Annotated in this window: 17 protein-coding genes; 8 read left to right on the top strand and 9 right to left on the bottom strand. The window is 64.7% G+C overall.

The features are described from left to right. Window positions 1-54: 54 nt before the first annotated feature. The 8 genes from ACIQUG_RS24665 to leuB all read left to right on the top strand — a co-directional run bounded on the left by ACIQUG_RS24665 (window position 55) and on the right by leuB (window position 8,274). A complete protein-coding gene (locus tag ACIQUG_RS24665; protein ID WP_402324745.1) occupies window positions 55-1,530 on the top strand; it encodes an ABC transporter substrate-binding protein in 1,476 nt (491 codons plus the stop codon). Window positions 1,531-1,682: 152 nt separating this feature from the next. Further along, complete coding sequence (locus tag ACIQUG_RS24660; protein WP_113540775.1) at window positions 1,683-2,633, top strand: ABC transporter permease; 951 nt, start codon at window positions 1,683-1,685, stop codon at window positions 2,631-2,633. Further along, entirely contained in the window at window positions 2,633-3,493 is an 861-nt protein-coding gene (locus ACIQUG_RS24655; protein WP_113540774.1) for an ABC transporter permease, read from the top strand. Before ACIQUG_RS24660 ends, ACIQUG_RS24655 begins: the two co-directional genes overlap by 1 nt. Beyond that, window positions 3,490-4,506 carry an ABC transporter ATP-binding protein gene (locus tag ACIQUG_RS24650; protein ID WP_402324744.1) on the top strand — a complete coding sequence of 339 codons (1,017 nt, stop codon included), beginning with the start codon at window positions 3,490-3,492 and terminating at the stop codon, window positions 4,504-4,506. Before ACIQUG_RS24655 ends, ACIQUG_RS24650 begins: the two co-directional genes overlap by 4 nt. Beyond that, a complete protein-coding gene (locus tag ACIQUG_RS24645) occupies window positions 4,503-5,477 on the top strand; it encodes an ABC transporter ATP-binding protein (RefSeq protein ID WP_402324743.1) in 975 nt (324 codons plus the stop codon). The genes ACIQUG_RS24650 and ACIQUG_RS24645 overlap by 4 nt, the downstream gene beginning before the upstream one ends. 10 nt (window positions 5,478-5,487) lie before the next feature. Continuing rightward, complete coding sequence (locus tag ACIQUG_RS24640; RefSeq protein WP_402324742.1) at window positions 5,488-6,876, top strand: amidase; 1,389 nt, start codon at window positions 5,488-5,490, stop codon at window positions 6,874-6,876. After that, on the top strand, window positions 6,876-7,100 hold the full coding sequence (locus ACIQUG_RS24635; protein WP_402324741.1) for a hypothetical protein: 225 nt from the start codon (window positions 6,876-6,878) through the stop codon (window positions 7,098-7,100). The genes ACIQUG_RS24640 and ACIQUG_RS24635 overlap by 1 nt, the downstream gene beginning before the upstream one ends. 64 nt (window positions 7,101-7,164) lie before the next feature. Beyond that, the gene (leuB, locus tag ACIQUG_RS24630; RefSeq protein ID WP_402324740.1) at window positions 7,165-8,274 is read left to right on the top strand and encodes a 3-isopropylmalate dehydrogenase; all 1,110 of its coding nucleotides are present in this window, start codon (window positions 7,165-7,167) and stop codon (window positions 8,272-8,274) included. Between the two features lie 119 nt (window positions 8,275-8,393). Here the strand turns inward: leuB and ACIQUG_RS24625 are convergent, their stop codons facing one another. The 9 genes from ACIQUG_RS24625 to ACIQUG_RS24585 form a co-directional block, all read right to left on the bottom strand. Beyond that, a complete protein-coding gene (locus tag ACIQUG_RS24625) occupies window positions 8,394-9,143 on the bottom strand; it encodes an SDR family oxidoreductase (RefSeq protein ID WP_402324739.1) in 750 nt (249 codons plus the stop codon). Window positions 9,144-9,163: 20 nt separating this feature from the next. Continuing rightward, window positions 9,164-10,006: a fumarylacetoacetate hydrolase family protein gene (locus tag ACIQUG_RS24620; RefSeq protein WP_402324738.1), complete on the bottom strand. Its 843-nt coding sequence runs from the start codon at window positions 10,004-10,006 to the stop codon at window positions 9,164-9,166. Window positions 10,007-10,047: 41 nt separating this feature from the next. Next, window positions 10,048-11,070: a hypothetical protein gene (locus ACIQUG_RS24615; protein ID WP_402324737.1), complete on the bottom strand. Its 1,023-nt coding sequence runs from the start codon at window positions 11,068-11,070 to the stop codon at window positions 10,048-10,050. Beyond that, complete coding sequence (locus ACIQUG_RS24610) at window positions 11,067-11,960, bottom strand: SMP-30/gluconolactonase/LRE family protein (protein ID WP_402324736.1); 894 nt, start codon at window positions 11,958-11,960, stop codon at window positions 11,067-11,069. The genes ACIQUG_RS24615 and ACIQUG_RS24610 overlap by 4 nt, the downstream gene beginning before the upstream one ends. 9 nt (window positions 11,961-11,969) lie before the next feature. After that, window positions 11,970-13,082 (bottom strand): mannonate dehydratase, encoded by a 1,113-nt coding sequence (locus ACIQUG_RS24605; protein WP_402324734.1) that lies wholly within the window; start codon window positions 13,080-13,082, stop codon window positions 11,970-11,972. 19 nt (window positions 13,083-13,101) lie between these two features. Continuing rightward, the gene (locus ACIQUG_RS24600; RefSeq protein WP_402324733.1) at window positions 13,102-13,887 is read right to left on the bottom strand and encodes an SDR family NAD(P)-dependent oxidoreductase; all 786 of its coding nucleotides are present in this window, start codon (window positions 13,885-13,887) and stop codon (window positions 13,102-13,104) included. A gap of 107 nt (window positions 13,888-13,994) precedes the next feature. Then, on the bottom strand, window positions 13,995-14,987 hold the full coding sequence (locus tag ACIQUG_RS24595; protein ID WP_052201674.1) for an ABC transporter permease: 993 nt from the start codon (window positions 14,985-14,987) through the stop codon (window positions 13,995-13,997). Beyond that, window positions 14,984-16,528 (bottom strand): sugar ABC transporter ATP-binding protein, encoded by a 1,545-nt coding sequence (locus ACIQUG_RS24590; RefSeq protein WP_402324731.1) that lies wholly within the window; start codon window positions 16,526-16,528, stop codon window positions 14,984-14,986. Before ACIQUG_RS24590 ends, ACIQUG_RS24595 begins: the two co-directional genes overlap by 4 nt. 74 nt (window positions 16,529-16,602) lie before the next feature. Next, window positions 16,603-17,562: a substrate-binding domain-containing protein gene (locus tag ACIQUG_RS24585; protein WP_402324729.1), complete on the bottom strand. Its 960-nt coding sequence runs from the start codon at window positions 17,560-17,562 to the stop codon at window positions 16,603-16,605. Window positions 17,563-17,614: the final 52 nt, after the last annotated feature.

Here is a 17,614-nt window from a genome sequence, read left to right as displayed (position 1 = left end):
ACTTCGATCCGATTTCTGGGACCATAAACAACGAAACCGCAAAGCGGGGGAACCATGATGAACTTGACGAAACTGGCGCTTGCCTCGTGCTTCATCGCCGCGTCGCTGACGCCGGCAATGGCCAAGGATACGATCACCGTCGGCCAGGTGCTCGAGCCGCCGGGCCTCGACCCGACCGCCGGTGCCGCAGCACCGATCCGCTACATCACCTACGGCAACGTCTTTGAAGGTCTCGTCCGCGTGGTCGAAGACGGCACGGTGAAGCCGCTGCTCGCCGAAAGCTGGACGGTCTCCGACGACCAGAAGACCTACAGCTTCAAGCTTCGCCAGGGCGTCAAGTTCCACGATGGCACCGCCTTCGATTGCTCGGTGGTCAAATTCTCCTATGAGCGCGCCGTCTCGGCCGATTCCACCAATGCCCAGAAGGGCCTGTTCGAGCCGATCGAAAAGACCGAATGCCCGGATCCGGCGACCGCCGTCGTGACGCTGAAGCGTCCGGCCTCCAACTTTCTGTTCAACATGGCCTGGGGCGATGCGGTGATGATCGCGCCGTCGTCGGCCGCAGACAACAAGGCCAAGCCCGTCGGAACCGGCCCGTTCAAGTTCAAGGAATGGGCAAAGGGCGACAAGGTCGTGCTGGAAAAGAACGCCGACTATTGGGGCGAACCCGCCAAGCTCAGCGAAGTGACCTTCAAGTTCATCAGCGACCCGTCGGCTGCGGCCGCCGCCGTTCTCGCCGGCAATGTCGATGCCTTCCCGATGTTCCAGGCGGCGGAACTGGTGAGCCAGTTCCAGAGCGATCCGAACCTGCAGGTCGAGGTTGGCAGCACCTCGGGCAAGGTGGTGCTTGCGCTCAACAATGCGAAGAAGCCCTTCGACGACGTGCGCGTCCGCCAGGCGCTCGCCCACGCAATCGACCGCAAGGCGCTGGTCGAAGGCACCTACTCCGGCTTCGGCACGACCATCGGCTCGCATTATTCGCCGGTCGAGCCCGGGTATGTCGATCTCAACGAAACCTACCCTTACGACCCCGGCAAGGCGCAGCAACTGCTGCAGGAAGCAGGCGTTCAGAACCTCGAAATCACCATCATGCTACCGCCGCCGGCCTATGCGCGTCGTGGCGGCGAGATCATCGCGGCGATGCTCGCCGAAGTCGGCGTCAAGGTGAACCTCGTGCCGATCGAGTTCGCGCAGTGGCTGGATCAGGTGTTCAAGAACTCCAACTTCGACGCGACGATCATCGCCCATGCGGAAGCTCGCGACCTCGATATCTATGCCCGCGACAAGTACTACTTCAACTACCAGAACCCTGAGTACAAGGCGCTCTACAAGTCCTACACGCTGGCTTCGACCGAAGCCGAGCAGATGGACCTGATCGGCCAGCTCCAGCGCAAGCTCGCAGCCGACGAGCCGAACGTCTTCCTCTATGCACTGCCGAAGATCGGCGTCTGGAACAAGAAGGTGAAGGGTCTCTGGAAGAACATGCCGGTGCCGGCCGACGACCAGACCCAGACCTATTGGGAAAACTGATCGACGTTCATTGAGCGGGATGCGGGCGGAAACCGCATGCACTTTTCCTCATCCCGCTCCAGCATCCGCCCTCTCGATTGGGGCGGGCGCAGGTCTGTCGTTGGCCATCGCACCCGGCGCCGGTCAACGCTCGCTCTTTCCGGGAGGTTGATGTGATTTCCTTCATTGGCGGTCGTCTCGTGTCGCTCTTGCTGACGACACTGGTCGCCTCAGTCATCGTCTTTCTGCTGATGCAGGTGCTGCCCGGCGACCCGGCCGTGCTGATGCTCGGCATGAATGCCGACGCTGATGCGATCGCGGCGCTGCACCGGCAGCTCGGCCTCGATCAACCGATCTGGATCCGCTACCTCCACTGGATCGGCGGCTTCGTCGTCGGCGATTTCGGCATGAGCCTGACTTACTCGGTGCCGATCCGCGAACTGCTCGGGCCGCGCATCCTGGTGACGCTGCCGCTGGCGCTGCTCTCCATGGCGATCTCCGTCGTCGTCGCCATCGCCATCGGCGTCTATGCCGCCGCCAACCGCGGCAAGGCCGGCGACACCGTCGTCATGGGCATCGCCCAGGTCGGCGTCGCCATTCCCAATTTCTGGCTGGCGCTGCTCTTCATTCTGCTCTTCGCCCTGAAGCTCGCCTGGTTCCCGGCCTCCGGCTTTGCCGGCTGGGAAGGCGGTATCTGGAACGGCCTCCATTCGCTGATCCTACCGGCGCTCGCGCTCGGCCTGCCGCTTGCCGCCATTCTCGGCCGCGTCACCCGCTCGGCCGTCATCGAAACGCTCGGCGAAGATTTCATTCGCACCGCCCGCGCCAAGGGACTCAGCCGCTCCGGCGCGCTCTGGAAACATGCGGTGCCGAATGCGCTGATCCCGGTTGTCACTATCATCGGTCTGCAGTTCTCCTTCCTGCTTGCCGGCACGATCATCATCGAGAACGTCTTCAACCTGCCAGGCATCGGCCGCCTCGTCTTCCAGGCGATCGCCCAGCGCGACCTGGTGACGGTGCAGACGCTGGTGACGCTGCTTGCGGCCTCGGTCATCACCATCAATTTCCTCGTCGATCTGGTCTACGGCTATCTGGATCCGCGCCTGTCGAGGGGAGGCCACTGATGTCCGCTCAAGCAGCCGCCGCGCAACCCAGCCTCTTCTCCAAGCTCATCGGCAGCCGAAACCTGACGATCGGCGCCACCGTCACCGTCATCCTCGTGGCGATGGCGCTCGTCTCCTATGTCTGGACACCCTATTCGCCGACGGCGATGAACTTCCGCGACAAGCTGCAGGGGCCGAGCCTTGCCCATTGGTTCGGCACCGACAATTTCGGCCGCGACATCCTCTCGATGATCATGGTCGGCGCCCGCAACTCGATCAGCGTCTCGATCGTCGCGGTGCTGGTCGGCGCCGGCATCGGCGTGCCACTCGGCGCCTGGGCGGCCGCCCGCGGTGGCTGGGTCGACGGTCTCGTGATGCGCATGAGCGACCTAGCCTTCGCCTTTCCGGCGCTTTTGACCGCCGTCATCATCACCGCGATCTTCGGCCCCGGTGCGACCAATGCGATGATCGCAATCGGCATCTTCAACATCCCGGTCTTTGCCCGCGTCACCCGCGGCGCCTCGATGGGTCTGTGGAAACGCGAATATGTGCAAGCCGCGCGCTGCGCCGGGCGCGGCGACGTGGCGATCACGTTTCTGCACATCCTGCCCAACATCAACCACGTGCTGCTCGTCCAGGTGACGATCCAGTTTGCCCTCGCGATCGTCGCCGAAGCCGGCCTTTCCTATGTCGGCCTCGGCACCCAGCCGCCGATGCCGAGTTGGGGCAAGATGCTGAACGACGCCCAGACCTTCATCTACCAGGCGCCGTGGCTCGCGATCTTCCCGGGCCTTGCTATCACCTTCGCCGTGCTCGGCCTCAACCTGCTCGGCGACGGCCTGCGCGACATTCTCGACCCGCGCGTGAGGCGGCAAAGATGACGAAACCCTTGCTTCAGATGGCCGGCATGTCGGTCGAACTCGCAGCCGGCAAGAACACCGTCGATATCGTCTGCGACATCGACCTCGAGCTCAATCGCGGCGAACGGCTTGGGATCGTCGGCGAATCCGGCAGCGGCAAGTCGATGACCGCCCTTGCCGTCATGGGCCTGCTGCCGCAGCGCATGCGGGTGCGCGGCAAACTTGCCTTCGATGGCAGCGATCTCGCCGGTTTGAGCGAAGCCGACTATTGCCGCTACCGCGGCCGGCGCATGGCGATGATCTTCCAGGAGCCGATGACGGCGCTCAATCCGGTCAAGTCGATCGGCGCACAGATCGCCGAGGGCCGGCGGCTGCACCTCGGCGAAACGAAAGCCGACGCCGAGAAGAAGGCGCGCGCGCTGCTCGACCGCGTCGGCCTACCGGCGCCGCGGTTCGATCTGGACCTCTACCCACACCAGCTTTCCGGCGGTCAACGCCAGCGCGTGATGATCGCCATGGCGATCGCCTGCGAGCCGGACCTGCTGATCGCCGACGAGCCGACGACCGCACTCGACGTGACCGTACAGGCGCAGATCCTCGACCTGCTCGACGAGTTGATCGAAGACACCGGCACGGCGCTGATGCTGATCACCCACGATCTCGGCGTCGTCTCCGAAATGACCGACCGCATCGCCGTCATGTATGCCGGCCGGATCATCGAAACCGGGCGCACGGACGATGTCTTTGCCCGCATGGCGCATCCCTATGCACGCGGCCTTTTCGCCGCCTCGCCACATGGCGCAGCACTCGCCCCGCGACATCCAAGTGAAGGGCGGCCAAGGCTGAACGCCATTCCCGGCATCGTGCCTGACCCGTTTGGCCGGCCGCCGCATTGCTCCTTTGCCGACCGCTGTTCCTATGCCCAGCCGGACTGTCGTCAGGCGATCCCGGCGCTGGACCTGATCAACACCGATGAAAATGTCGAGCATCGCGCCGCCTGCTTTCATCCGCGCGAAAGGATGGTGGCATCGTGAGCGAGGTGATCCTCAAGACCACCGATCTGGTGCGCGAATACGACCTGCCGCGCCCGTCGATCTTCTCGAAGCAGAACCGCCTGCGCGTGCTGCACGGCGTCAGCGTCGAACTGGCCGCCGGCCAGAGCCTCGGCATCGTCGGGGAAAGCGGCTCTGGCAAATCGACGCTTGCCCGCGCCGTGATGGGGCTGGAACGACCTCAGTCCGGCCAGGTCTCGATTGCCGGCAAGGATATCTATGCGCTCGATCGCGCCGGTTTGCGCGAGGCGCGCAAAGGCTTTCAGGCCATTTTCCAGGATCCCTACGGCTCGCTCGATCCGCGCCACACCGTCAGGACGATCATCTCCGAGCCGATCGTTTCGCTGGAGCGCGGATCGGGTGCCGCCGAGCGCAGCCGGCGCATCGCCGAGGTGCTGGAGGCCGTCGGCCTACCCTTGGCATCGGCCGACAAGTATCCGCACGAGTTCTCCGGTGGCCAGCGCCAGCGCATCGCCATCGCCCGCGCGCTGATCACCAGACCGGCGCTGATCGTCGCCGACGAGCCGGTGTCGGCCCTCGATGTCTCGATCCAAGCGCAGGTTTTGAACCTGATGATGGACCTGCAGGAAAAGCTCGGCCTTTCCTACCTCTTCATCAGCCACGATCTTGGTGTCGTGCGCGCCATCACCGATAGGGTCGCGGTCATGCATCTCGGCCGCATCGTAGAGGAAGGGCCGACTTCAGAGGTGTTCGACAACCCGCGCCATCCTTACACTCGGGCGCTGGTCGCGGCCGTGCCCAAGCCGTTTTCCGGGCGCCGCAAGCGCGTGCGCTCCGATGGGCCACCGCAAACACCCGTCCATACCGCAACGACCGCAGCCGGCTGCGCCTATGCCGCCGTCTGTCCCGTAAGACAGGAGATCTGTCTGACCCGAACGCCTGAGGCCAAGCCGGTAACGCCGGCCTGGTCCGCCCGCTGCCATTTTGCCTAGGAAGTGCCCCATGTCCGAACTCGCCGATCTCTCTGCCGTCGATCTTGTCGACGCCTACCGCTCGAAGAAGCTTTCCCCCGTCGAGGTCACGGAAGCCGTCATTGCCCGCATCGACGCTTCCGAGCCGAAGCTGAATGCGCTCTGGGCCTATGACCCGACTGAGGCGCGCAGGGCCGCCAGGGCTTCGGAGGAACGCTGGGCAAAGGGCGAGCCTCTGGGGGCGATCGACGGCGTGCCGGTGACGATCAAGGAAAACATCGCAACCAAGGGCACGGCCGTGCCGCTCGGTTGCGCCGCGGTGTCATTGACGCCGGCCACGGCCGACGCGCCGCCGGCAGCCCGCACCCGCGAGGCGGGCGGCATTCTGCTCGCCAAGACCACCATGCCGGACTACGGCATGCTCTCCTCCGGCCTTTCCAGCTTCCACAAGCTTGCCCGCAACCCGTGGGACCTCTCTGCCAATCCGGGCGGATCGAGCGCCGGCGCGGGCGCGGCCGCCGCCGCCGGCTACGGGCCTTTGCACATTGGCACGGATATCGGCGGCTCGGTCCGTCTGCCGGCCGGCTGGTGCGGCGTCGTTGGCCTGAAGCCATCGGCCGGCCGCGTGCCGATCAACCCGCCTTTCATCGGCCGCGTCGCGGGCCCGATGACCCGCACGGTCGCCGACACGGCGCTTTACATGTCGGTGCTGTCGCAGCCGGACGCCCGGGACACGATGTCCCTGCCCTATGCCGATATTCCCTGGCTCGATCTCGATCGTGATCTGAAAGGTCTGAAGATCGGCCTCTGGCTCGACGCCGGCTTCGGCCAGTCGGTCACGGAGGAAACGGAGCAGGCAGTCAAGAAGGCGGCCCAGCTCTTTGCCGACGCCGGCGCGATTATCGAACCGATCGGCCCGTTCCTGACACGCGAGATGATCGACGGTCTCGACCGCTTCTGGCGGGCGCGCGGCTGGGAAGACGTTTCGCGCCTTTCGCCGGAAAAGCAGGCGCAGATCCTGCCCTACATCTTCGACTGGATCAAAACGGCCGAGGACTTTAACGGCCGTGAGGTCTATACCGGCTTCGCCCAGATCGAGGCGATGCGCAACGCGCTGCATGCAGCACTTTCCGGCTATGACTTCATCCTCTCGCCGACCGCGCCGACGGCCTCCTATCCGGCCGAATGGGCCTCGCCGCTCAACGACCCGCAGAAGCCGTTCGAGCACATCGCCTTCACCGTCGCCGTCAATATGGGCGGCCAGCCGGCAATCTCGCTCAACTGCGACTATACCGCAGGCGGCCTGCCGATCGGCCTGCAGATCATCGGCCAGCAGTTCGACGATATCGGCGTGCTCCGCCTCGCACGTGCCTTCGAGACCATGCGCCCCGAGCAGCGCCCCTGGCCGAAGGTCGCATGATGAGCGACACGATGCGCTACACCATCGAGAGCGGCGATCTCGAAAACATCGTCTCCCGCCTGCTCGATATCGTTCGCCGGCTCGGCGTCAACGTTTCGAAACTCGCGATCGAGGTGGACGGCGGCAAGGCCAGCCTCGAGATCGCCGTGTCTTCGGCCTCGCAGGCTGTCGCCAACACGCTGCGTGAGCGCATCGGGCAGATCGAAGGCGCGAAGGCAGCCTAGCCCGCATCATCATCAACGCGGCCCTGCCGCTTTACACAGACTGAAAACCACAGGAGTGCCGACAATGGCCCGCAAACTTTTCATCCTCCCCGGCGACGGCATCGGCCCGGAAGCCATGGCGGAAGTCCGCAAAATCATCGCCTACATGAATGCCGAGCTTTCTGCCGGCTTCGTGACGGACGAGGGCCTGGTCGGCGGTTCGGCCTATGACGCCCACGGCCAGGCGATCTCGGAAGAGGACATGGCAAAGGCGCTCGCCGCCGATGCGGTGCTGTTCGGCGCCGTCGGCGGTCCGAAGTGGGATGCGGTGCCCTACGAGGTTCGCCCGGAAGCGGGCCTGCTGCGCCTGCGCAAGGACCTCGAACTCTTCGCCAACCTGCGCCCGGCGATCTGCTATCCGGCGCTGGCTGCCGCCTCGTCGCTGAAGCCGGAACTGGTCGAAGGCCTCGACATCCTGATCGTGCGCGAACTCACCGGTGGCGTCTATTTCGGCGAACCGAAGGAGATCGTCGATCTCGGCAACGGCCAGAAGCGCGGCATCGACACCCAGGTCTACGACACCTACGAGATCGAGCGCATCGCCGGCGTCGCCTTCGAACTCGCCCGCACGCGGCAAAACCGCGTCTGCTCGATGGAAAAGCGCAACGTCATGAAGTCGGGCGTCTTGTGGAACCAGGTGGTGACCGAGACGCACAAGGCGAAGTACTCCGACGTCCAGCTCGAGCACATGCTGGCCGACGCCGGCGGCATGCAGCTGGTGCGCCAGCCCAAGCAGTTCGACGTCATCGTCACCGACAACCTGTTCGGCGACATGCTGTCGGACGTGGCCGCCATGCTCACCGGTTCGCTCGGCATGCTGCCGTCGGCCTCGCTCGGCGCACCGGACGGCGTCACCGGCAAGCGCAAGGCGCTCTATGAGCCGGTGCATGGCTCGGCCCCCGACATTGCCGGCCAGGGCATTGCCAACCCGATCGCGATGATCGCCTCGTTTGCCATGTGCCTGCGCTACTCCTTCAACCTGGTGAAGGAAGCCGACAATCTGGAGAAGGCGATCGCCACCGTGCTCGACCAGGGCATCCGCACCGGCGACATCATGGCCGAAGGGGCGAAGAAAGTCGGCACCACGGAGATGGGCGACGCGATCCTTGCCGAGTTCAAGGCACTCTCGGCGTAAGCCAAAGCCGACACCTGAAGCTATCGTCCTCGGGCCTGCCGAAAGCCACGACAAACGAACACCTCCGGAGCGCATCCGGAGGTGTTTTGCGTTTCATGGCTTTGGCGGAAGACGAGGTCTCAGATCGTGATGCCGCCGTCGATGTTGATGGCCTGGCCAGTGATGAAGGCCGCCTCGTCCGAGGCGAGGAAGGCGCAGATGGCGGCGACTTCCTCGACGGTACCGAAACGGCCGGCTGGTTGCCGGCTGATGAAGGACCGGTAGGCTTCGTCCCGGCTTCCGAGCTTTTCACCGAGTTCGCCGATGCGCTCCTCCAGGGAAGGCGAAGCCACCGTTCCGGGGCAGACCGAATTGCAGCGGATGCCCTGAGAGACGTAGTCGGCCGCCACTGCCTTGGTCAGACCGATAACACCACCCTTGGCAGCACCATAGGCGGCACGCCGCGGGAACCCCTTGATAGACGAGGCGACCGAACCGATGGTGACGATGCTGCCGCCATTGGCCTTCATCTTCGGGATCGCGCCGGCAATGACGTTGTAAGCGCTGTCGAGCGTGATGTTCACCGAGCGGCGCCAATCGGCGGGCGAGCATTCCTCGATCGTGCCCTGATGCACGTAGCCGACCGCATGCACGAGGATATCGACCCGATCGAAGCCTTCGAAATAGGCGCTGACGGCCCCATGATCCGTCGCATCGAGCCGCGTCGTCGCAGCACCATCGAGGGTGGCGAGCAGCTCGACATTGATGTCGCTGGCGTGGACCTCGGCACCGTCGGCCATCAACCGTTCGGCGACGGCGCGGCCGATGCCCTGGCCGGCGGCCGTGACCACGGCAACGCGCCCGGCCAATCGTCCCGACTTTTCCTTCATGGTGAGATCCTTCCGCATGTCTAGAGGGATTGAACGACCTGCCGCTGGCGGCCGAGGCCATCGATACCAAGTTCCACCACATCTTCCGGCTTGAGGTAGCGCGGCGGCTTCTTGCCCATGCCGACGCCCGGCGGCGTGCCGGTGCAGATGAGATCGCCGGGCTCCAGCACGCAGAACTCGCTCATGTAGGAGACGATGGTCGCGACATCGAAAATCATGCGGGCGGTCGTGCCCGCCTGCATGCGCTCGCCGTTGACGTCGAGCCACATGGACAGCGTCTGCGGATCCGGCACTTCGTCGCGGGTCACAAGCCACGGACCTGTCGGGCAGAAGTTCGGGAAGCTCTTGCCCTTCACCCATTGCCCGCCGCGCTCCATCTGCCAGGCGCGTTCGGAGACATCGTTGACGACCGTGTAACCGAAGACATGCCCCATGGCCTCGGCACGCGGCACGTTCAGGGCGCGTTTGCCGATGACGATGCCGAGCTCAACCTCCCAGTCGAGCTTCGACATTTTTTCGGAGTAAAAAAGCGGCGCGTTCGGGCCGCAATAGGTGCCGGCCGCCTTGTTGAAGAGGATCGGTTCGGACGGCACCGGCAGCCCCGCTTCTTCCGCGTGGTCGGAGTAGTTGAGGCCGACGCACCAGATCGTGCCGGGCCTTGCGACCGGCGGCAGGATGTCCGCGTCGACCACCGGCACGATCGGCAGAGCCGCCAGATCGCCGCCGGAGAGTAGTGCCAAGACACCAGGCAAAGTCTCCGCGGTGAAATCCTGAACGAGTGAAGACACGTTTCGCGCCTTGCCCTCGCCGTCGAGGATGCAGGGCACGGCGGAGCCGCCGACGATGAGACGCAGCAATTTCATTCTCTTGGCCTTTCAGTTGTATAGGTCCGGGCGAACGCCGTTCAGCCGATCGGAGCGGCTTCGACGGACAGCCGATAGCGGGTGGTGAATGTCTGGCCGGGCTCGAAGGCAATTGCCGTTGCAACGCCCGATGCCGCGATGGGATTGTCGGCTGTCGAGACCGCCGGTCCGAGATCGAAGGCGGATGCGATCGGCTCGACCCCGAGCGCCACGTGTCGCCCGTTCCAGGGATAGGCCTTGCGGCCGCGGTTGCTGAACCAGAGCAGCAGGCTCGGAAAATGTTCCTTCTGCCAGGCGAGCCGCGCACGAAACCCCTCGTCGCGATAGTGGAGCGCCAAGCTGCCATCGATACCGGAGAGCTGCAGCAGGTCCTCGGTGTCTTCGATGAGCGGCACCTGCGATGCGTCGATGCTCGCATCGCCACGTGTATCGACCTTGCCGAGCGACGACCACTGCCGGTTGGGCGAAAACAGAGCCGCACCCGGCTCGACATCGCCCGGAAAACTCCAGACTTGGTCATAAGCACCCGGTTCGATGGCTACCGAACCGGGGCGGCTCGAGAGCCGGAACGTCGGATGCAGACCAATCGGCAGGCGGCACGGACGCCGCGCCTCGATTTCCAAGGTGAGGTCGACAGCCGCCGCATTGGGATCCGGCACGATCCGCCGCCGCAGCAGTCGGATCGGATGGTTCTCCGGATAATGGCATTCCATGGTGATCTGACGGTCGTCGCAAGCGCCCCAGTCCCAATGGACGTTGGAGCTATGGCCATGCGGCACGTCGGCGCCAGCGAAGCTCTCGCCGGTCGCCGACCATCCCTCGGGCAGCGTGCGGTCCGCGTCGCTGCCGAAAGGCGCGCACGGCCACTCGCCGCGCAGCTCCCTCAGAATTTCCGGAAGCGTCTCCCGCGTGGGGTCGTTGCCCCAGGGCGCCACATGCAAGGGGCTGACCTGGCGACCGTCCGGCAGCAGGAACAGCACCGGGCCGAGCATGCCGCCCGCCGACTGCACCGAGAGGCAACCATGCGCCCAGGCAAGCGCGCGCCGTGTTGTCTCTGCGCTCACCGTGTTGCCGCCCCATACCGATTTTCCGGCATGCCCGGGACCTCGACGCGCATGGCATAGAGGCTGCCGGCAAGGCGCTCGGCTGGCCCTCCCCCGGCCGTGGTGATGTAGAGCGTCTTCAAGTCTGCACCGCCGAAGGTGCAGGTGGTGATGTTGGTGACCGGCATGTCGATCGCCTCGGCAAGGCTCCCATCGGGCGCGATGCGGGCGATGCAGCTTCCGCCATAGCGGCAGTTCCAGAGAAAGCCTTCGCTGTCTATCGCCGAACCGTCGGGCGCGCCGCGATCGAAGCCGGTGAAGAAGGGTCGTTCGCCGGATATCGAGCCATCCGCAGCATGATAATCGAAGGCATAGACTTCGTTTGCCAGCGTATCGCCGAAATAGAAGGTGGTTCGATCCGGGCTCCAGCAGAGCGTGTTGGAAATGCCGAGCCCGTGCCGCCATTCGGTGACGGACCCGTCGACTGCGATCCGGTAGAGGATGCCCTCGCCCGGGGCAACGTCGCCAAGCTGGCCATCGGGAAGAACGTTGTTCTTCATCGAGCCGACCCAGAAATTTCCGAGGGGATCGGCGCGGCCGTCATTGAGCCGCACCCGCGGCGCACCGGGCAGAACGAAGCTGTGATCCTGCCGCCGATCGGTTTCGGGCCACCACCAGATGAGCTTCGAACCGAGCGCGACCAGCAGCCGTCCGTCTTCACGGGTCAGCGAGATCGCCACCACCGGCTCGTCGAACAGCCACGTCCGGACCGCTCGTGTTGCCTCGTCATAGCGATGGATCAGAAACCGGTTGATGTCGGTCCAGTAGAGCGCCGCCTCGTCCGCCGACCAGACGGCACCCTCTCCGCAGCGGTCGCCGACAGGCGCGACGCAGACAAGCTCACGGGCCATCGCCACCTCCTATTCCGCTGCGATGCTTGTCGGGATCGACCACGAGGGCCCGAGCGCCTCGGCATTCTGCACCAGCGCCTTCATGTAGCCGAGCGCGAACGCCTTGCCGGCGTGCCAGGAGGCGCTGCAGGTCATGGCCGGCGTATGGTCGGGGATCATTACGCCCTGATAGTTCTCGTCGCGCAGGATGCGGATGATCTCGGCCATGTCGATATCGCCCTCATCGACGAAGGTCTCGACATAACGCGGCATCTTTCCGCGCACGTTGCGGAAGTGGATGTAGCCGATGCGGCCGGAGCGGGCGAAGCGGCGGACGTGCTCATAGATGTCGCCGCCCGGCATTTCCTGCAGCGAGCCGAGGCAGAGTTCGAGCCCGTTCGAGGGCGAGTCGACGATCGACATCAGCCGATCGTATTTCTCCGGCCGGTTGACGAGCCGTGCCGTGCCACGCAGTTCCTCGGCTGGCGGGTCGTCAGGATGGGCGCCGAGCACGACACCCGCCTCTTGGGCGACCGGCACGACCTCCTTCAGGAAGTGGCCGAGGCGCTCCCAGAGTTCGGCCGAGCTGACGGAAACGGAGGCAGCGCCGGCGACGCCGCGACGATAGCGCATATTCCAGATCATGCCGTCGGGGATCGGCGCATCCGGGCTTGGCGCAATGCTGTTTTCGACGCCGAAGCCGACAGATTCCGCACCGCCGCGGGCATAGGGTCCGCGGGTCCAGCCATAGACACCGGCGAGCGAGAAATTGTAGCCGATGCAGGGAATCCCGGCGCGGCCGGCGTCGCGAATGAGCTGCTTCAGCCCCTCGATCTGCGAAGCCCTCTCAGGCCCGTCGAGCAGCACGTCATGCCAGAAACGCGGCGAGAAATTCTCGATCGCCGCTATCTCCAGGCCACCGGCGCGCACATCCTTCACCAGCGCCGACAGCTCTTCGTAGGTCCAGAGCCGATCGCCGGAACAATCGCCCCAGCCGCCCTGATCGCCACTGTCGATCTTCGGATCCTTGCCGGCGAAATAGTTGGTCAGATGCGCGACGACATGGGTCGCCCCCGCCTGCACGGCAAACTGAAAGTTATCCGGGGTGAGTTGCTCCCGGTAGAGCCCAAGGCCGATTTTCATCTTGTCTTTTCCTATCCGATTATTTGACGCCGATGCCGGCCGTAAGGCCGCCGTCGATGCGGAAGTCCGAGCCGGTGACGAAGGCGGCGCGATCCGAGGCGAGATAGGCGACGAGTTCGGCCACCTCCTCCGGCTCGCCGATGCGGCCGATCGGGTGCGCTGCGCCGAAGCGAGCAAAGGCTTCCGCCTCGCTGACGCCCTCGCCGCCATAGGTGCGGGCAGCGAGCGCCAACAGCGGCGTGCGCACCGAGCCGGGGCTCACAGAATTGACCCGGACCTTCGCCGCCGCATGGTCGAGCGCCATGGCGCGGGTCAGTGCATGGATTGCGCCCTTGGAGGCGACATAGGCAGCGACGTTCTGCTGGCAGGCATGGCCCTGCACCGAGGAGATGTTGATAATCGCGCCGCCGCCGCGCTTCATCATTTCCGGAATGCCGAAGCGGCCGGTCAGGTAGATCGAACCGACATTGACCGAGAGGCAGCGCGCAAAGGTTTCGGCGCTGGTATCGACCACCGTGCCATAGGGATGGACGGCAGCGGCATTGACGATGATGTCGAGACCGCCATGGCGCAGCACCGCCTCGCGCACGGCCGCTTCCACTTCCACCTCAACTGAAACGTCCGTCAGCCGGGTCGACATCGGCAGGTCGCGTTCTTTGGCGATGCGATCGAAGATCTCGTTGGTGGCGACGTCGTTACCGCAGGCAAGCACGGTCGCGCCCGACGAGGCGAGCCGGATCGCCGAGGCAAGCCCGATGCCGGACGTGCCGGTGACCAGTGCCACTTTTCCCTTGAATTCAGTCATGATTGTCTCCGCGATGGATCGCGATGATCCGAGCCGGCGTCGGCGCGAGATCATAAGCGTGATCGTTACTCATAGAGGGAGCGGGATGCGGACACCCCGCACCGGTCTCAGCGCACCCGTTCCAGCACCTGGTTGAGAAGCACGGCGCCGAGGATGATCCCGCCGCGCACGACGTATTGCCAGTATTCGCTGACATTCATCAGCGTCATGCCGTTGGAGATGCAGCCAAGGAACAGCACACCGATCAGGGTGCCCCAGATGCGGCCCTTGCCGCCGAAGAGCGAGGTGCCGCCGATGATCACGGCCGCAATCACGTCGAGCTCCATGCCGGTCGCCGTCGTCCCGGTGCCGGCCCCGATCTGCGAGGCAATCAGCGTGCCGGAGACGGCGGTGAGCGCGCCCGTCAGGCCCAGCGTCAGCGCCTTCACCTTCCAGATGTCGATGCCGGAAAGGCGGGCCGCTTCCATGTTGCCGCCGACCGCGTAAACCTCGCGGCCGAAGCTCGTGTACTTCATCAGGAAGTGCATGGCCGCAAAGGTCAGCGCGAAGATGTAGACCGGGAACGGGATGCCGAAGAGATAACCGCCGCCGAGGAAATCGAAGCCGAGCGGGAAAGACGACATCGGGAAGCCGCCGGTGATCAGATTGGCGACACCGCGAAGTGCTGCGAAAAGCGCCAGCGTGGTGATGAAGGTCGGCACGTTGAACCACTGCCGGAAACGACCGGTGAGATAGCCGAGCGAGAAGCCGAGCAGCAACGCCGCGGCAAAACCCACCGTGACCGCGCCCCAGTCGCCGAAGACATCGGTGAAGCGATCTGCAAACCAGGCGACGATGCAGCCGGCAAGGGCAGCACCCGCGCCGACCGAGAGATCGATCTCGCCACTGATGATGACCGCCGTCATGCCGAAGGCGATGATGCCGAGCATCGAGACCGTGCGCAGCACGTTCAAGACGTTGCTGGTGGAGGCAAAGCCCGGTGCGACGAAGATCAGGAAGATCACCAAAGCGGCGAGAATGATCTCCATCGGATAGGTTTTCAGGAACTTGAGCGGCGTGTTCTGCCCGCCGCCTTCGGTGGTCTGGCTTACGAGTGTCATTGTTTGGCCCCTTCCATGCACAGGCCGTAAAGTTCGGTCAGGTCGATTTTCGTCGGATCCACTTCGGCGACGACGGCGCCGTGGTGCATGACGAGGATGCGGTCGGCGACCTCAAGCACCTCCTCAAGCTCCGTCGAAACGAAGATGCTGGCGAGGCCGTCGGCGGCCTTTTGCCAGATGATGTCGAAGATCTGGCGCTTGGCCTGGACGTCGACGCCGCGGCTCGGCTCATCGAAGAACATCACCGACGGCTGCCGGTTTAGCCACTTGCCGATCACCACCTTCTGCTGGTTGCCACCTGACAGAGACGACACCGGCAGTTCCGGATCGCCGCACTTGATGTGCAGATCGGCGATCTGGCGGCGTACATGCGGCTGCTCGCGCCGGCGCGAGATGAAGCCCTTGTTGGAGATAGGGCCGAGGCTCGCCATGCAGAGATTGTCGGCGGTCGAAAGCGACTGCACGAGGCCAACTTCCTTGCGGTTTTCCGGCGTGTAGCCGAGCCCCGCCTTGCGCATGTCGCGGGGGCTCGCGCCGGTCATGTCGCGACCATCGAATGTGACCGTACCGCCATCGATCCGATCGGCGCCGAAGATCGCGCGCATCAGTTCCGTGCGCCCGGCGCCGAGCAGGCCGGCAATGCCGAGGATTTCGCCGGGATAGAGATCGAAGGAGACATTCTGAAAGTGCCCGGAGCGGCTGAGATCGCGCACTTCGAGCACCGGCCGGGTGCGATCGAGCGTGCGCCGGGGCGGCCGCGTTGCGCGGGCGGCATCGCCGAACATCATGCCGACGATCGCCGACGGTGTCGTCGCCTTCATCTCGACCGCGCCGATATAGTGGCCGTCGCGGATCACCGTGCAGGTGTCGGCGATCTCGAAAAGTTCGCTCATCCGGTGAGTGATGTAGATCATCGTCACGCCGCGGGCGCGCAGGCGCTCTATCAGCGCGAAGAGCTGCTTGACCTCGCGCGACGCCAGTGCCGAGGTCGGTTCGTCGAGCAGCAGGATCGACGGGTTGAAGGACATCGCCTTGACGATCTCCACCACCTGCTGCTGACCGACGCTCAGCGCCGAAACCGGCTGGCGAGAATCGATTGCGAGCCCCATGTCGGCAAGCAATTCGCCGGCGCGTTTGTGCAGGCCCGTCCAGTCGACGACGCTGAAGCCGGCGCGACGCCGATGCGGCAGCCTGCCGAGAAAGATGTTCTCGCCGACGGAAAGCTCCGGCACCAGCGAAAGCTCCTGGTGCACGGTGACGATGCCGGCGGCAAAGGCGTCGTGCGGCGAGGTGAAATGGCGATCCTCGCCATTGACGCTGATCGTGCCCGATGTCGGCTCGGTGACGCCGGCAAGCAGCTTGACGAGCGTCGATTTGCCCGAGCCGTTCTTACCCATCAGGGCATGAACCTGGCCGGGAGCGAAGCTGTGAGTGAATTCAGAGAGGGCGACAGTCGGGCCGTAACGCTTGGTCACGGCCCGAAAGTCCAGCCGTCCCTGCACCCCTTGCAACGCGGCTGAACTCGGTTGCGGATAGCTCATGCGGATTTCCTGCTGTGCAAGACGAGGGAGTGGCGGGCGCGATGTCCCGCCGCTCGGCTGACGTCAAAACCCAATCACTTCAGAGCCTTCAGGCCTTCCTTGTAGGCGGCGACGGCCTGCGTATCGGCGCGCGTCAGCGGCAGCACCGGCACGTTGACCTTGGTCTCGATCTTCTTGCCGTCGAGCAGGCTCTGCGCCGCTTCGATCGCCTGCTTGCCGACTTCGAGCGGCTGCTGCGCCGTCGTTGCCTGCAGCACGTTGTCGGAATTGAGCAGCATGTTGGCGAGCTGCTCGGAGCCGTCGGTCCCGAAGACGAAGACCTTGCCTTCGAGGCCGGCCTTCTTGACGGCCTGAACGGCGCCGATCGTGCCGCCCTCGTTGGCGGCGTAGATCACCTGGATATCGGGATTGGCCGTCAGCATGTCGCTTGCGACCGCCAGCGCCTTTTCGGCAAGCCAGGCGTCCTGCTGGGCGACGATATCGACCTGATCGTTGACGACGCTCAGGAAGCCGTCGACGCGGGCGTTCGACTGTTCGGGCAGCAGTGCCTTGAAGGCGAGCGTGCCGATCTTGACCTTGCCGCCGTTGCCGAGCGTCTTCAGGAAATCGGTTGCGGCCTTGCCGGTGCCGATGCCGATATCGCGGTCCGAACTCGTCACCGTCGCTTGGGCGACGTCGCCATTGGCCGAGGTGCCGTAGGTGACGACCGTGATACCGGCGTCACGCGCCTTCTTCAGCGCCGGCACCGAGGCATCGGCCGAAAGCGGCGCCACGACGATCGAATTCACGCCGCGAGCGATGTAGGTGTCGATCAGCTGCGCTTCCTTTTCCAGCTTGCTGTCGCTGTTGCCGGCGAGAAGCTCGTCGCCGGCGGCTTCCGCAGCCTTCTCCATGCCGATCTGGATGCCGCGGAAATACTGGTCCTGCTGGAAGACGATGCCGGCGATCGCCTTGCCGCCCGCAAAGGCCGCGCCCGGCGCGAAGCTGACGGTGGCAAGCAGCGCTGCAAGCGCCAGACGTTTCATGTTGCTCATATTGGTTCTCCTCCCAAGTGCCCTGTTCGTGCCGCCGGATCAACGGGCGAAA

It is taken from the genome of Ensifer sp. NPDC090286 (genome assembly GCF_044769565.1).
Taxonomy (GTDB): Bacteria; Pseudomonadota; Alphaproteobacteria; order Rhizobiales; family Rhizobiaceae; genus Ensifer.
Note: the sequence above shows the minus strand (reverse complement) of the source record. Positions and strands in the feature narration are given on the sequence as shown.

What these genes read in the sequence shown, in the direction of transcription:
- ACIQUG_RS24665 (WP_402324745.1), top strand. Translation starts at nt 55, where the DNA reads ATGATGAACTTGACGAAACTGGCGCTTGCCTCGTGCTTCATCGCCGCG.
- ACIQUG_RS24655 (WP_113540774.1), top strand. Translation starts at nt 2,633, where the DNA reads ATGTCCGCTCAAGCAGCCGCCGCGCAACCCAGCCTCTTCTCCAAGCTC.
- ACIQUG_RS24650 (WP_402324744.1), top strand. Translation starts at nt 3,490, where the DNA reads ATGACGAAACCCTTGCTTCAGATGGCCGGCATGTCGGTCGAACTCGCA.
- ACIQUG_RS24640 (WP_402324742.1), top strand. Translation starts at nt 5,488, where the DNA reads ATGTCCGAACTCGCCGATCTCTCTGCCGTCGATCTTGTCGACGCCTAC.
- ACIQUG_RS24635 (WP_402324741.1), top strand. Translation starts at nt 6,876, where the DNA reads ATGAGCGACACGATGCGCTACACCATCGAGAGCGGCGATCTCGAAAAC.
- leuB (WP_402324740.1), top strand. Translation starts at nt 7,165, where the DNA reads ATGGCCCGCAAACTTTTCATCCTCCCCGGCGACGGCATCGGCCCGGAA.
- ACIQUG_RS24625 (WP_402324739.1), bottom strand. Translation starts at nt 9,143, where the DNA reads ATGAAGGAAAAGTCGGGACGATTGGCCGGGCGCGTTGCCGTGGTCACG.
- ACIQUG_RS24620 (WP_402324738.1), bottom strand. Translation starts at nt 10,006, where the DNA reads ATGAAATTGCTGCGTCTCATCGTCGGCGGCTCCGCCGTGCCCTGCATC.
- ACIQUG_RS24610 (WP_402324736.1), bottom strand. Translation starts at nt 11,960, where the DNA reads ATGGCCCGTGAGCTTGTCTGCGTCGCGCCTGTCGGCGACCGCTGCGGA.
- ACIQUG_RS24605 (WP_402324734.1), bottom strand. Translation starts at nt 13,082, where the DNA reads ATGAAAATCGGCCTTGGGCTCTACCGGGAGCAACTCACCCCGGATAAC.
- ACIQUG_RS24600 (WP_402324733.1), bottom strand. Translation starts at nt 13,887, where the DNA reads ATGACTGAATTCAAGGGAAAAGTGGCACTGGTCACCGGCACGTCCGGC.
- ACIQUG_RS24595 (WP_052201674.1), bottom strand. Translation starts at nt 14,987, where the DNA reads ATGACACTCGTAAGCCAGACCACCGAAGGCGGCGGGCAGAACACGCCG.
- ACIQUG_RS24590 (WP_402324731.1), bottom strand. Translation starts at nt 16,528, where the DNA reads ATGAGCTATCCGCAACCGAGTTCAGCCGCGTTGCAAGGGGTGCAGGGA.
- ACIQUG_RS24585 (WP_402324729.1), bottom strand. Translation starts at nt 17,562, where the DNA reads ATGAGCAACATGAAACGTCTGGCGCTTGCAGCGCTGCTTGCCACCGTC.